Source organism: Klebsiella sp. BIGb0138, from assembly GCF_004342285.1.
Lineage (GTDB): Bacteria > Pseudomonadota > Gammaproteobacteria > Enterobacterales > Enterobacteriaceae > Klebsiella.
On record NZ_SMCV01000002.1, the window covers coordinates 95,564 to 108,749 of the forward strand.

Genomic DNA, 13,186 nt, shown 5'->3' on the forward strand with positions numbered 1-13,186 from the left:
ACTCACGATAAGAAGGCTCAAAAGAAAGGATTATCTATGGATAACACTTGAGATGAGGACTGCTTTACTAAACCGCTTTATCATGTCTGTGTACTAAACCGACCCTCCATTAGTCACACGAATCCTTCTTTATCGCAAGCGTTATTTATAACTTATTTATAACAAAGTCCGCCGGTCGGCATGATTAGCCAGGCCAAATTGGCCGTCAATCTACCGCCCGGCGGAATGTGCCCCCTGAGATCGGTTGTTCCTGATGAGGACAGGCATAAAATATCCGCCGGGTTTTCAGGAACCAGGAGCGTTGCCTGTTCACCTGCCCCAGGCGCAAAGACTGACCCACAGATTTAACCGAACCATATCAGCAAAATTATGCTCAACCGCGGCAATGTTTCGCCCAGGAAAGCGTGAGAAAACTGGCCATATGATGATTAAGATTGCATTTAACATCGTTCTCCCTGTACCACCGCTACCCTTCTAACACTCCGATAAGCCCATTTTTTAAGACATTTTAATCGTTATCGCCGGACAAAAAACTGCCGGCCATCGCGATGGCCCCTCTCAGCGAGATAAATAGCAGATAGCATGCGCATGATTTAACAACGAGTACCCTCTCAATAATTGCCAGAACTTAAAGTCAGGCTTTAATCTGGCTATCATCTTTCATATCCATACAAATTAATTCTGCCAGACAAATATTCACCTAAATAGACTTCACTGATTTTGCCAAAACCTTGCTCTGCAATTTTTGCCTCGAGCCATTCTTTGTCCTTATTAATAATCTCAAGAAGATCATGATTAGCTAAGCCATCCACTATTATTGGATAACGAATGTTCTCATCTCCGCTTTGAATAATAGTCAACTGACCATTTTGCTCGAGAACCACGCGCTTCAGTTCTTCCACTTCATAAACACCATTAGCTCTTAATTTAAACATCAAGTCATTGGCCGAAACTCCATTTCTTAGACACTCTTTAACATCAACCGTGCCATTATGTACTAGCGTAATGGGTTTACCATCAATAACTCGCTTAATAAAACGATTATTTTCTTTTAAAAACTTAAGAACAAACACCAGCAATGTCCAGATAATTAGCACCAGAACAAATTGCAGTACGGTAATCGATTCATTGTAAATCACGCCTCCGATAATTCCACCAAGAACATAGTTTTGCACCTGATCCATTGCAGATGAGGGAGCCAGATTGCCTTTCCCCATGAGATTTATTTGCACAATCAGACACAGTATTCCGAGTCCCAATTTTATAATAATAGGCATGTATATGATCATCTCGTTCCTCATTTTACTATGATAGTGGCATCCGGATTGGTTAACCAGGCTGGCACCAGGCTATAAGTGTTTTGATCGGCACTTAAATTCACCCGATAATAGCGATCATTAACTTTAACAATCACGCCATCCGATAACTGCAGCGAACTGGTAAAAATAGAATCCATGCTGACACTTTTTTCTTTTGCCAATACCCTGACAAAATTAACCATTTGCGATGATTGTGAGTGTATATTTTCACTGTTCGTATAATCAGAATATTGAACACCTGAAATGAAAAGCAAAAACAAGAAGGCGATAATCGTTAAGTCCCGGTACTTAGTCTGCAGACGATGACGCATATACAGACTAAAAACAACAATCAAAATAAACAACGCGCTGAAGATAATAATATACTTCAAATAATCATTTAGATTCGACTGCGTTTGCAGATAACTTATGCCATAAAACTTCATATAGCTACCATTCCTGGTTGTTTAAGGTTTTTGGTTTCTGTAATTATAGTAAATTACTATCAATCCACTCTCTGATGATAAGCAATAATTATCTAATAGCATCAGAGGTTTGTCATTGAGTTTTTCATCCGCAGTCACGGATACGCAGTATAAAGCCCCGATCGTCACAGCGCCCGCAAGGGTGATTTATTGTCTGATGCCGCCACTTCCCGCTGCGCGATTGGCCAACGTCGCCAGGATTATCGAGTGAGGTAAGTCCTAAAGTGATTTCCGGGCTTAACTGATGGATGGTTTTACCAGCAGCGCGAGAGTAATATTTTCTGGCTATGGTCTGCCACCATAGCGACTTGCTCACCTGCGGGCTCTTGCATACGGCTCACAGGTGAGCATCCCAATCCTACGAGGAAGTATTTGTCAATTATCTTCCTCCCTGCAGCGATCGCTTCTACGCACCTGCTTTCGCGTAATGTTATTCAACAGCGCCGGGCGTCACACTCTATCACTTCAGGCTTTGCATACAGTAAAGCTCCATCTATTCCTAATACTAAAGAGGTGCGCAATCAGTGATATATCTGCAGATGATTAAATGACGTGAAGAACTTAATTCTCCTGACAATGAACCTGGTGGTGTTCTCGTTACCCCCCTATAATATTAGGGTGAATAAATTACTATCGCCTGGATATCTGGATATATAGTTTATCCTGAGATGTCTGGTTCATTTTACCGGGATATTTACAGTAGTAATAAAAGAAGTATTATTTGAGGAGGCAGCTGATATTCAAGCGCTCTATCTATCAGAGAAATGACACGCAGATTTTCCCGGCCATAGCAGTAAGACGCTGACCGATCGCTACACTGATGCGCGCAGGATAACGCGGACAAAACTGGCCATATGATGACCAGTTTTGTCGCTGGGTTTTGCACAAAAACTCAGAACCGATATCCCGCAGAGAACATAAACACCCACGGGTCGATACGGGTACTGACTTTCTGGTCCACGCCGCCGGCTTTGAATTTCACATCGGTGTCGATATCCATGTACCACACCGACATGTTGATCAGCCAGTCACGGTCAATCAGGTAATCCAGCCCCACCTGACCTGCCGCCCCCCAGGAATCCTTGAGGCTCAGATCGGACAGCCCGGCGTCTTTACCGGTGTCGTTGAAGTCTTCATTGAAGAAGGTGGTGTAGTTAATACCTGCCCCGATATATGGGCGCACTTTGCTCTGCGCGTCACCGAAGTACCACTGCGCCATTAACGTTGGCGGCAGTTGATGTACGGTGGCGATGGTGCCCGTCGGCCCGGTCCCCACCTTGTGGCGAAACGGCGTGGCCGCCAGCAGTTCAACGCCGATATTGTCTGTCGCCATATAGGTAAAGGTTAACCCCAGCTGAGTGTTGTTACTGACGTTAAACCCACCGAGGCTGCCTAACACATTATCAGAGCCTTCCGTCGGACGGACGGTGGCCGAACCTGCCCGAATAAAAAACTCCCCGGCTTCATGCGCCCAGACGCTGCCGGAAAGCGTACTTAAAATGATGCCAACCGCTGCTAACTTCTTCATATCCACTTCCTCATTATGGTTATTCAGCGCGGGTCAATATACCCATAACGAGTTACTTTTGATCCGTTCTGGATCACATAAAGTCGTGAGATTTAACATTTATTGATCCAGATTAATTTTTACTTTCATAGCAATACCGGAAAACTCACTTTCGCATCAATTTTCAGTTTCCAGACAGCAAAAAAAATTTTTCGCCTCCTCTTGCCGGCCGCGAGGCGTCTGGATAATTTATCTGCCGACAATCTGTGTTGATGCGTTTTTATCAGGTGTAATCATGAGTGAAATCAACCCGTGCATGACGTGCGGTGCCTGTTGTGCGTATTTTCGAGTCTCCTTCTACTGGACGGAAGCCGACGACGCCGGCGGCGTTGTGCCAACGCAGCTTACCGAGCCGCTGACCCCTTTTCTGCGCTGCATGAGCGGCACCAACCAACGCCAGAGCCGCTGCACCGCCCTGCAGGGCGAAATCGGTCAATCGGTGCACTGCTCGATTTATCCGAATCGCCCCTCTCCCTGCCGCGAATTCGCCCTGTCCGGTGAACACGGCGAGGTGAATGAAGCCTGCAACCGGGCCCGCGCGCGCTACGGCCTGCCGCCGCTCATCCCTCTTTACAAAGATATACCTGGACTGACAACGGCAGAGGCTGCTACCCAGGAGGGATTTGCGGTACAATCGCCGGCTAGTTAACACCTGCAATACTCAAGGAGAGTGCATGTCTATCACGGCGAAGTCCGTCTACCGTGACACGGGGAATTTTTTTCGTAATCAGTTCGTCACCATTTTACTGATTGCGTTGTTATGCGCGTTAATTACGGTAGTCCTTGGCCATGCTTTTTCACCCAGCGAAGAGCAGCTCTCGATTCTGAGCGAAGGGGATAATCTGGCGGGTAGCGCCGGGTTGTTTGAGCTGGTACAGAATATGACCCCCGAGCAACAGCAGATCCTGCTGCGCGCCTCGGCCGCATCGACCTTCTCCGGTCTGGTGGGGAACGCCATTCTTGCCGGCGGCGTGCTGCTGATGATTCAGCTGATCTCGGCCGGGCAGCGAGTCAGCGCGCTGCGCGCTATCGGCGCTTCCGCGCCGGTGCTGCCGAAACTGCTGCTGCTGATCCTGTTCACCACCTTTGTGGTGCAGATAGGCATGATGCTGGTACTGGTGCCGGGCGTGTTGTTGGCTATCGTCCTCGCCTTTGCCCCCATCATGCTGGTGCAGGACAAGCTGGGGATATTCAGCGCCATGCGCAGCAGCATTCGCCTGGTGTGGGCCAATATGCGCCTGGTCGCTCCGGCGGTGCTCGGCTGGCTGCTGGCGAAAACGCTGCTGCTGCTGTTCGCATCCAGCTTCGCGGTGCTGACGCCGAACGTCGGCGCGGTGGTGATCAATACCCTCAGTAATCTGATTTCCGCACTGTTGCTGATCTATTTGTTCCGCTTGTATATGCTTATCCGCAACTAAACTTAATCTGGGCCGGGAGCATTCCCGGCCCAACCTGAACGACGGGCCCGATGTATGAAGCAGTTTCTCGATTTTTTACCGCTGGTAGTCTTCTTCGCATTCTACAAGCTCTATGATATCTACGCCGCGACCACCGCCCTTATTATCGCCACCGCTATCGTGCTGATCTACACCTGGGTACGCTATCGCAAAGTCGAGAAAATGGCGCTGATCACCTTTGTGCTGGTGGCCGTTTTTGGCGGTCTGACGATTTTCTTCCATAACGATGAGTTTATTAAATGGAAGGTCACCGTCATCTACGCCCTGTTTGCCGGCGCGCTGCTGTTCAGCCAATGGGTCATGAAAAAGCCGCTGATTCAGCGCATGCTGGGCAAAGAGCTGACCCTGCCGCAGCAGGTCTGGTCGCGTCTGAACCTCGCCTGGGCGCTGTTTTTCATTCTCTGCGGGCTGGCGAATATCTATATCGCGTTCTGGTTGCCACAGAATATCTGGGTCAATTTCAAGGTCTTCGGTCTCACGGCGCTGACGCTGGTTTTCACCCTGCTGAGCGGCGTTTACATCTATCGCCACATGCCCCAGGACGATAACCACTAAGCTGCGCTATCGCGACACGCATCGCTCCCCGCGTGTCGCTTTTCCGGTGTTTTCCCCAGCTATTTCGCTCGCGCTATCATACCCCGGCTTTAGGCCACCTCTGCGCCAATAAGCCCCTTTCTGCCATCTGAGCATCCTGTTTTTTTATTCACTCTTTCTGCTACAACAAGGGAAAATTGCGCCAATTGTGAGGATTTAATGGAGATCGCGCCTCACATATTGTAATGATAATTATTATCATTGATATTCCCAGTCTCATTTTTTAACGATTTGATATGGATTTTTACAATGAGACCACACAAATATTATGCCCTTACTCCCCTTGCCCTGGCGTTTGCTGGCTTACTCACTCCTGATGCCTTTGCTGAAGAAACAGAACAAGATACCGAAACCCTGGTGGTGCACAGCACGGCTGAAGAGGCGCTGAAGCAACAGCCTGGCGTGTCGATCATTACCGCTGAAGATATCGCTAAGGACCCGCCGGTCAACGATCTTTCAGAGATTATTCGCAAGATGCCGGGCGTCAATTTGACCGGCAACAGCGCCAGCGGCAGCCGCGGCAACAACCGACAAATTGATATTCGCGGTATGGGCCCGGAAAACACGCTGATTCTGATTGACGGCGTTCCCACTACCTCGCGTAATTCGGTACGTTACAGCTGGCGTGGAGAACGCGATACCCGCGGCGACAGTAACTGGGTGCCGGCGGAAATGGTCGAACGCATTGAAGTTCTGCGCGGCCCGGCGGCGGCTCGCTACGGTTCGGGCGCGGCCGGCGGCGTCGTCAACATCATCACCAAACGCCCCACCAACGACTGGCATGGCTCGCTCTCGCTTTACACCAATCAGCCGGAAAATAACAAAGAGGGCGCCACCAATCGCGCTAACTTTAACCTCAGCGGGCCGCTGGCCGGCGATGCGCTGACCATGCGCCTGTACGGTAACATCAATAAAACCGACGCTGACGCCTGGGACATTAACCACGCGCAAAACGGTTCCTATGCCGCCGGGCGCGAAGGGGTGCGGAATAAAGATATCAACGCCCTGCTGTCATGGAAACTGACGCCGCAGCAGATCGTTGATTTTAACTATGCCTATAGCCGCCAGGGCAACATTTACGCTGGCGATACCCAATACAGCAACGGCAACCTGAGTCCCGACGGCCTGGTGAGTAATCTCTACGGCCATGAGACCAACCGTATGTATCGCCAGAGCTGGGGAGTGACCTATAACGGCCTTTGGGACTGGGGGCAGTCAAAAGCCGGGGTCTACTACGAAAAAACCAATAATACCCGGCTGCAGGAGGGATCGACCGGGCGCGTGGAAGGGATGATCAACAGCGATGAGTACGCCACCAGCCGCCTCGAGTCCTGGCGGTCGACCGGCGAGCTGAATCTCCCCTTCCACTGGCTGACCGCTCAGACCCTGACCCTCGGCATGGAGTGGAACCGGGATGAACTCAACGATCCGGCTTCGATGCAGTCGACCAGCGTCACCAACGAGACCATTCCCGGTACCTCGGGCGATCCTTCGCAGCGCAACACCAAAAACAGCGCCACCCTTACCGGCCTCTATCTGGAAGATAATATCGAAGCGACGCCGGGCACCAATATTATCCCGGGCCTGCGCTTTGACTACCACAATGAGTTTGGCAGCAACTGGAGTCCAAGCCTGAACCTGTCGCAGGAACTTGGCGAGATGTTCAAAGTGAAAGCCGGTATCGCCCGCGTCTTCAAGGCTCCTAACCTCTACCAGTCCAGCGAAGGCTATCTGCTGTCTACCCGCGGTAACGGCTGCCCGAACACCATCAGCACCGGCAGCTGCTATCTGCTGGGCAACCCGGATCTCGACCCGGAAATCAGCATCAACAAAGAGCTCGGCCTGGAATTTAACCTCAACGGCTATAACGCCGGGATTACCTGGTTCCGCAACGATTACAAAAACAAAATCGTCTCCGGTACCGAGGTGCTTGGCTATACCTCCGGCGGGAATAATATACTGCAGTGGCAAAACGGCGGAAAAGCGGTGGTGGAAGGGCTGGAAGGAAATCTGCTGGTTCCGCTCATTGCCGATACCCTTAACTGGCGTACCAACGCGACCTATATGATCAAATCGGAAAACAAAGATACCGGCAACCCGCTGTCGATCATTCCGAAATATACCATCAACACCATGCTCGACTGGCAGGTGAACAGCAAGCTGTCGGCAAACGTGAACTGGACCATGTACGGCCGCCAGAAGCCGCGCCAGTACGCGGAAATCCGCAATGAAACCGGCTCGCTCGCCACCAATGAAGTCGGCGCCTATTCCGTTGTCGGTATCGGCGCGAACTATCAGCTGATGAAAGATCTGCGCCTGAACGCCGGCATCAGCAACCTTTTCGATAAGCAAATTTATCGCGAAAACGAAGGGGCTTCGACCTATAACGAACCCGGTCGCGCCTATTACGCCGGCGTCACCCTCTCCTTCTGATCCCCAGCGCCCGCTTCTGCGGGCGTATTCCCCTGTTTTCTCCCTGCCATTTTCATAGTAGCATCGCGCTGATCTTCTTTGACCAGCACAGAGTACAGAATGACTACAACAGATCTCGCCCCGAAGGGCGAAATGGTTTTACGCACCCTGGCCATGCCGGCGGATACCAACGCCAATGGCGATATTTTTGGCGGCTGGCTGATGTCGCAGATGGATATCGGCGGCGCGATTATGGCCAAAGAGATTGCGCACGGTCGCGTGGTAACCGTGCGCGTCGACGGGATGACCTTTTTGCGGCCGGTGGCGGTGGGCGACGTCGTATGCTGCTACGCGCGCTGCGTGAAGCGCGGCAATACCTCGATCACCATCAATATCGAAGTGTGGGTGAAGAAGGTGTCGTCAGAGCCGATTGGCCAGCGTTACAAAGCCACGGAAGCGCTGTTTATCTACGTGGCCGTGGATAATCAGGGTAAGCCGCGCGCGATACCGGGCGAGTAACAGAGTGCCCGGCGTGCCGGGCCATTCCTCTACAGGAAGCCGAGCAGAGAGAAGAAACTATAGCCAAGAACGATAATCACCACCGGCAGCACGTACAGCGGAAAATATTGCACCAGAATGGTATGGCGAGGCACCACGATACGTTCAGCAATTTGCTCACGCGTTAAGCCTTCCGCCCCTTTCGCCTGTTCCAGAATCAGCTGATCCTCAATGCCTTCGCGGAGGAATTTCGCCTGACGCGCCATACGCGCGCCGGAAGCCTGCAGCGCCATACCGACAAACACCAGGATATAGATAATCCAGAAGCCAATATTCAGGCTGTGTTTAAAATCCGGCAGCGGCGAGTTGTACCAGAAAAAGTTAAGAAACGGCGTATTGAAGCGCATCATTTCGATCATCACATGCGCAAAATCCATCATTACCGCATCAATGCCCGGCTTTTTTTCGCTGTGCTCGTACATAAACTTCAGTACCGAAATCAGCGTTGAAATCACCGTTGGAATAAAAATCACCCAGCCCAAAATACGTTTAAGTACCGCAATGCGTCCAGCTTGTTGATACGTCATGGATTCCCCTTGTTGAAGACGCCTTATCCACCCTAAGTCTACCCTCAGCGGCGAATTTCGCCCAATAATGCGCGGTATGATATACCATGAGAACAAATTCGTTATCTACTTACGCTACAGGAGAGGGACTTATGTCAGCCAGGCGACAAATTCATGCCGCTATTTTCGATATGGATGGATTACTGATTGATTCCGAGCCGCTCTGGGATCAGGCGGAGCTGGAGGTGGTCGCAAGCCTCGGAGTCGATATCAGCCGCCGCGGCGAACTGCCCGACACGCTGGGACTGCGCATCGATTTAGTCGTCGACCTGTGGTTTGCCCAACAGCCATGGCCAGGCCCGGATCGCGACGACGTCACCGCCCGGATTATCAGCCGGGCGATTGAACTGGTGGAAGCGTCCCGTCCGCTGCTGCCCGGCGTACGCGATGCCGTAGCGCTATGTAAAGCGCAGGGGTTGAAAGTTGGCCTGGCATCCGCGTCGCCGCTGCGGATGCTGGAAAAAGTGCTCGCCATGTTTGAACTGCGTGACCAGTTCGACGCCCTTGCCTCCGCAGAATCGCTGCCCTACAGCAAACCGCATCCTCAGGTCTATCTCAACTGCGCCGCCAGCCTGGGCGTTGACCCGATGAGCTGTGTCGCGCTGGAAGATTCCGTTAACGGCATGATCGCCAGCAAAGCGGCGCGTATGCGCTCCATCGTCGTTCCTGCCAGGGAGAACAGCCACGACCCGCGCTTTGTTCTCGCAGACGTTAAACTGACATCGCTGGAATCACTTGTCGCCGCCGATCTTCTCGGCTAAACGCCTGCCGCATGGCGAGGGAGCAAAGGCTGTCTCGCCATTAAAGAAATAAAACACCGTTTCAATTTAAATTGTTTTTTCCTCCTTCAGCCTCTATGCTTGAGCAAAACAGCGTGGTTTAACGCAGCAATCAGCATACAGAGGTGCATATGGTACTTAACGCCTTCGACCTTACGGGTAAGGTCGCTATCGTGACGGGATGTGACACCGGACTAGGCCAGGGAATGACGTTGGGCCTCGCGCAGGCCGGGTGCGATATTGTCGGCGTCAATCGCAAGATTCCACATGAAACCGCCGAAAAGGTTCAGGCGCTGGGCCGTCGGTTCACCGCGATTCAGGCCGACCTCAGCCGTCAGGATGAAGTGACCGGGATCGTGGAGACTGCGGTCGCCGCCATGGGCCATGTGGATATTCTGGTGAATAACGCCGGCACGATTCGCCGCGCCGATGCGCTGACCTTTAGCGAAAAAGACTGGGACGACGTCGTTGATCTCAATCTGAAATCGGTGTTTTTTTTATCGCAGGCGGTGGCCAGGCAGTTCATTGAGCAAGGCAGCGGTGGGAAAATTATTAATATCGCCTCGATGCTCTCTTTCCAGGGAGGCATTCGCGTGCCCTCTTATACCGCCTCCAAGAGCGGCGTTCTGGGATTGACCCGCCTGCTGGCTAACGAATGGGCCGGGCATCAGATCAACGTCAACGCCATCGCGCCGGGATATATGGCCACCAATAATACCCAGCCGCTGCGCGATGATGCCGATCGCAGCAAGGAGATACTTGACCGTATTCCGGCCGGGCGCTGGGGGGTAGCGGACGATCTGCAAGGGCCGGTGGTGTTCCTGGCCTCCAGGGCGGCGGATTACGTCAATGGCTACACCCTGGCGGTAGATGGCGGTTGGCTGGCACGTTAATGATTTTGTGACAAAGAGTTACACCGTCACCTCTTTCACACACTGTATAAAAACCCTATACTGTATGGATTGACAGTTTAGGGTTTTTATCATGACGGCGGAAGGCCATCTCTTCTTTTCTATCGCCTGTGCGGTATTTGCTAAAAATGCGGAACTCACCCCCGTACTGGCACAGGGCGACTGGTGGCACATTGTCCCCTCCGCGGTGCTGACCTGCCTGCTGCCGGATATCGACCATCCGAAGTCATTTCTCGGGCAGCGCTTAAGCTGGATATCAAAACCGGTGGCCCGCGCGTTTGGCCACCGGGGATTTACCCATAGCCTGCTGGCGGTATTTGGCGCGATGACGCTATTCTATCTGAAAGTACCCGAGAGCTGGTTTGTGCCCGCCGATGCCCTCCAGGGGCTGGTTCTCGGCTATCTCAGCCATATTCTTGCCGATATGCTCACCCCCGCAGGCGTACCGCTGCTGTGGCCCTGCCGCTGGCGTTTTCGTCTGCCGATCCTCGCGCCGCGTAAAGGCAACCAGCTGGAGCGGGCGCTGTGTATGGCGCTGTTTGTCTACGCCGTCTGGATGCCGCAAACGATCGCCGAAAACAGCGCCGTGCGCTGGTCATCGGGGATGATTAATTCACTGCAGATCACCTTCAATCGCTTTATTAGTCACCAGAGCGGGCGATAAACAGACAAAACAAGCAAAATAGTTATAAGCAATTCCATTTGAATATAAGTAATGAAAGCCTCTTCTGCTAACCTTGCGCCATTAAAGCTGGTACCAGACCAGCCGGAATAAAAATCTATCAGGAGAACGGGGATGAACTTTCCATTAATAGCGAACGTTGTCGTGTTCGCGGTTTTGCTGTTTGCGCTGGCCCAAACCCGCCACAAGCAGTGGAGCCTCGCCAAAAAAGTACTGGTCGGCCTCGTCATTGGCGTGGTGTTCGGCCTGGCGCTGCAGCTTATTTATGGCGCTGACAGCCAGGTGCTGAAAGATTCCATTCAATGGTTCAATATCGTCGGTAACGGCTATGTACAGCTGCTGCAGATGATCGTGATGCCGTTGGTATTCGCCTCAATCCTCAGCGCGGTCGCCCGTCTGCACAATGCGTCTCAGCTGGGTAAAATCAGCTTCCTGAGCATCGGTACGCTGCTGTTCACCACGCTGATTGCGGCGCTGGTCGGTGTGCTGGTGACCAATCTGTTCGGTCTGACCGCCGAAGGTCTGGTTCAGGGGAGCGCGGAGACCGCACGTCTGAACGCGATTCAGAGCAACTACGTCGGTAAAGTGGCTGACCTCAGCGTACCGCAGCTGATCCTCTCCTTCGTGCCGAAAAACCCGTTTGCTGACCTGACCGGCGCCAATCCGACCTCGATCATCAGCATCGTTATCTTCTCCGCCTTCCTCGGCGTCGCCGCGCTGAAGCTGTTGAAAGATGACGTGGAGAAAGGTCAACGCGTCCTGACCGCCATTGACACCCTGCAAGGATGGGTGATGAAACTGGTGCGTCTGGTGATGCAGCTCACCCCGTACGGCGTGCTGGCGCTGATGACCAAAGTCGTTGCCGGTTCGAACCTGCAGGACATCATCAAGCTCGGTAGCTTCGTTGTCGCCTCTTACCTCGGCCTGGGGATCATGTTTGTGGTTCACGGTCTGCTGCTGGCGGTTAACGGCGTGAGCCCGCTGAAATACTTCCGTAAAGTGTGGCCGGTGCTGACTTTCGCCTTCACCAGCCGTTCCAGCGCCGCGTCTATTCCGCTGAACGTCGAAGCGCAAACCCGTCGCCTGGGCGTCCCGGAATCTATCGCCAGCTTCTCCGCCTCTTTTGGCGCCACTATCGGTCAGAACGGCTGTGCCGGCCTCTACCCGGCAATGCTGGCGGTGATGGTCGCGCCGACGGTGGGAATCAACCCGTTTGACCCGCTGTGGATTGCGACGCTGGTCGGCATCGTCACCGTGAGTTCCGCAGGGGTCGCGGGCGTCGGCGGCGGCGCAACCTTTGCGGCGCTGATCGTCCTGCCGGCCATGGGTCTGCCGGTGACGCTGGTGGCGCTGCTTATTTCCGTCGAACCGCTGATCGACATGGGCCGTACGGCATTGAACGTGAACGGTTCAATGACGGCCGGTACCCTGACCAGCCAATGGCTGCGCCAGACCGACAAAACGATTCTCGACAGCGAAGAAGACGCCGAACTGGCGCATCGCTAAGCCGCCAGGCACAAAAAAACCGCAGATAGCCCTCTGCGGTTTTTTTTATTTCTCGCGCCCCGGTCAGGAGGCCATTTCGCCATCCTGCCGCGTCTGCACGGCCCAACGCTGCGCCGCTTCCGGTACGCTAAACGGCGGGGAGCGACGGAAATGCTCGCCCATCAGAACAAAGGCGACATACTTACCGCGCAGCAGCCACACATCGCGAAAACCGTCCATTTTGACGGCGTGTTCCGGAGGGGCTGGTTCCACCCGAGGCACGTAGCTAATGACAGGGCGGTTTTGTTGGCGAAGTGTTTTCATAACCAATAGATTCACTAAACAAAGCGGGAAACAGAAACAGCTATCATAGCCGATTGCCTGACCTTTCG

At 52.9% G+C, this 13,186-nt stretch carries 14 protein-coding genes; 9 read left to right on the top strand and 5 right to left on the bottom strand.

Annotated elements, in window-relative coordinates; translation table 11 throughout:
* Positions 1-653: 653 nt before the first annotated feature.
* The 3 genes from EDF73_RS04870 to ompW form a co-directional block, all read right to left on the bottom strand.
* The gene (locus tag EDF73_RS04870; protein WP_132726525.1) at positions 654-1,289 is read right to left on the bottom strand and encodes a DUF421 domain-containing protein; all 636 of its coding nucleotides are present in this window, start codon (positions 1,287-1,289) and stop codon (positions 654-656) included.
* 8 nt (positions 1,290-1,297) lie between these two features.
* Positions 1,298-1,744 carry a DUF3290 domain-containing protein gene (locus EDF73_RS04875; RefSeq protein WP_132726527.1) on the bottom strand — a complete coding sequence of 149 codons (447 nt, stop codon included), beginning with the start codon at positions 1,742-1,744 and terminating at the stop codon, positions 1,298-1,300.
* A 931-nt stretch (positions 1,745-2,675) separates the two neighbouring features.
* A complete protein-coding gene (ompW, locus tag EDF73_RS04880; RefSeq protein ID WP_132726530.1) occupies positions 2,676-3,311 on the bottom strand; it encodes an outer membrane protein OmpW in 636 nt (211 codons plus the stop codon).
* Positions 3,312-3,585: 274 nt separating this feature from the next.
* Here ompW and EDF73_RS04885 point away from each other — a divergent pair, with 274 nt between their 5' ends.
* From EDF73_RS04885 to yciA, 5 genes are all read left to right on the top strand, one after another.
* Positions 3,586-3,999, top strand: coding sequence for a YkgJ family cysteine cluster protein (locus tag EDF73_RS04885; RefSeq protein WP_132726532.1), 414 nt, complete (start codon positions 3,586-3,588; stop codon positions 3,997-3,999).
* A gap of 25 nt (positions 4,000-4,024) precedes the next feature.
* The gene (locus EDF73_RS04890) at positions 4,025-4,768 is read left to right on the top strand and encodes a YciC family protein (protein WP_132726535.1); all 744 of its coding nucleotides are present in this window, start codon (positions 4,025-4,027) and stop codon (positions 4,766-4,768) included.
* 54 nt (positions 4,769-4,822) lie between these two features.
* On the top strand, positions 4,823-5,362 hold the full coding sequence (locus EDF73_RS04895) for a septation protein A (RefSeq protein WP_004860967.1): 540 nt from the start codon (positions 4,823-4,825) through the stop codon (positions 5,360-5,362).
* A gap of 288 nt (positions 5,363-5,650) precedes the next feature.
* The gene (locus EDF73_RS04900; protein ID WP_132726537.1) at positions 5,651-7,834 is read left to right on the top strand and encodes a TonB-dependent siderophore receptor; all 2,184 of its coding nucleotides are present in this window, start codon (positions 5,651-5,653) and stop codon (positions 7,832-7,834) included.
* 99 nt (positions 7,835-7,933) lie between these two features.
* Positions 7,934-8,332 carry an acyl-CoA thioester hydrolase YciA gene (gene yciA, locus EDF73_RS04905; protein WP_095096945.1) on the top strand — a complete coding sequence of 133 codons (399 nt, stop codon included), beginning with the start codon at positions 7,934-7,936 and terminating at the stop codon, positions 8,330-8,332.
* Between the two features lie 29 nt (positions 8,333-8,361).
* On the opposite strand, the gene EDF73_RS04910 is transcribed toward yciA, so the two are convergent.
* On the bottom strand, positions 8,362-8,898 hold the full coding sequence (locus EDF73_RS04910; protein ID WP_132726540.1) for a YniB family protein: 537 nt from the start codon (positions 8,896-8,898) through the stop codon (positions 8,362-8,364).
* Positions 8,899-9,029: 131 nt separating this feature from the next.
* Here EDF73_RS04910 and hxpB point away from each other — a divergent pair, with 131 nt between their 5' ends.
* The 4 genes from hxpB to EDF73_RS04930 all read left to right on the top strand — a co-directional run bounded on the left by hxpB (position 9,030) and on the right by EDF73_RS04930 (position 12,815).
* Positions 9,030-9,698, top strand: coding sequence for a hexitol phosphatase HxpB (gene hxpB / locus EDF73_RS04915; protein ID WP_132726543.1), 669 nt, complete (start codon positions 9,030-9,032; stop codon positions 9,696-9,698).
* Positions 9,699-9,847: 149 nt separating this feature from the next.
* Positions 9,848-10,609 carry a 2-dehydro-3-deoxy-D-gluconate 5-dehydrogenase KduD gene (gene kduD, locus EDF73_RS04920; protein ID WP_132726545.1) on the top strand — a complete coding sequence of 254 codons (762 nt, stop codon included), beginning with the start codon at positions 9,848-9,850 and terminating at the stop codon, positions 10,607-10,609.
* A gap of 91 nt (positions 10,610-10,700) precedes the next feature.
* Entirely contained in the window at positions 10,701-11,291 is a 591-nt protein-coding gene (locus EDF73_RS04925; RefSeq protein ID WP_132726548.1) for a metal-dependent hydrolase, read from the top strand.
* Between the two features lie 132 nt (positions 11,292-11,423).
* Positions 11,424-12,815: an L-cystine transporter gene (locus EDF73_RS04930; RefSeq protein WP_132726550.1), complete on the top strand. Its 1,392-nt coding sequence runs from the start codon at positions 11,424-11,426 to the stop codon at positions 12,813-12,815.
* A 63-nt stretch (positions 12,816-12,878) separates the two neighbouring features.
* Here the strand turns inward: EDF73_RS04930 and cedA are convergent, their stop codons facing one another.
* Positions 12,879-13,118: a cell division activator CedA gene (cedA, locus tag EDF73_RS04935; RefSeq protein ID WP_243655201.1), complete on the bottom strand. Its 240-nt coding sequence runs from the start codon at positions 13,116-13,118 to the stop codon at positions 12,879-12,881.
* Between the last annotated feature and the right edge of the window lie 68 nt (positions 13,119-13,186).

Bases quoted from the DNA above. Each gene is read 5' to 3' on its own strand.
- EDF73_RS04870 (WP_132726525.1), bottom strand. From the start codon at position 1,289: ATGATCATATACATGCCTATTATTATAAAATTGGGACTCGGAATACTG.
- EDF73_RS04875 (WP_132726527.1), bottom strand. From the start codon at position 1,744: ATGAAGTTTTATGGCATAAGTTATCTGCAAACGCAGTCGAATCTAAAT.
- ompW (WP_132726530.1), bottom strand. From the start codon at position 3,311: ATGAAGAAGTTAGCAGCGGTTGGCATCATTTTAAGTACGCTTTCCGGC.
- EDF73_RS04885 (WP_132726532.1), top strand. From the start codon at position 3,586: ATGAGTGAAATCAACCCGTGCATGACGTGCGGTGCCTGTTGTGCGTAT.
- EDF73_RS04890 (WP_132726535.1), top strand. From the start codon at position 4,025: ATGTCTATCACGGCGAAGTCCGTCTACCGTGACACGGGGAATTTTTTT.
- EDF73_RS04895 (WP_004860967.1), top strand. From the start codon at position 4,823: ATGAAGCAGTTTCTCGATTTTTTACCGCTGGTAGTCTTCTTCGCATTC.
- EDF73_RS04900 (WP_132726537.1), top strand. From the start codon at position 5,651: ATGAGACCACACAAATATTATGCCCTTACTCCCCTTGCCCTGGCGTTT.
- yciA (WP_095096945.1), top strand. From the start codon at position 7,934: ATGACTACAACAGATCTCGCCCCGAAGGGCGAAATGGTTTTACGCACC.
- EDF73_RS04910 (WP_132726540.1), bottom strand. From the start codon at position 8,898: ATGACGTATCAACAAGCTGGACGCATTGCGGTACTTAAACGTATTTTG.
- hxpB (WP_132726543.1), top strand. From the start codon at position 9,030: ATGTCAGCCAGGCGACAAATTCATGCCGCTATTTTCGATATGGATGGA.
- kduD (WP_132726545.1), top strand. From the start codon at position 9,848: ATGGTACTTAACGCCTTCGACCTTACGGGTAAGGTCGCTATCGTGACG.
- EDF73_RS04925 (WP_132726548.1), top strand. From the start codon at position 10,701: ATGACGGCGGAAGGCCATCTCTTCTTTTCTATCGCCTGTGCGGTATTT.
- EDF73_RS04930 (WP_132726550.1), top strand. From the start codon at position 11,424: ATGAACTTTCCATTAATAGCGAACGTTGTCGTGTTCGCGGTTTTGCTG.
- cedA (WP_243655201.1), bottom strand. From the start codon at position 13,118: ATGAAAACACTTCGCCAACAAAACCGCCCTGTCATTAGCTACGTGCCT.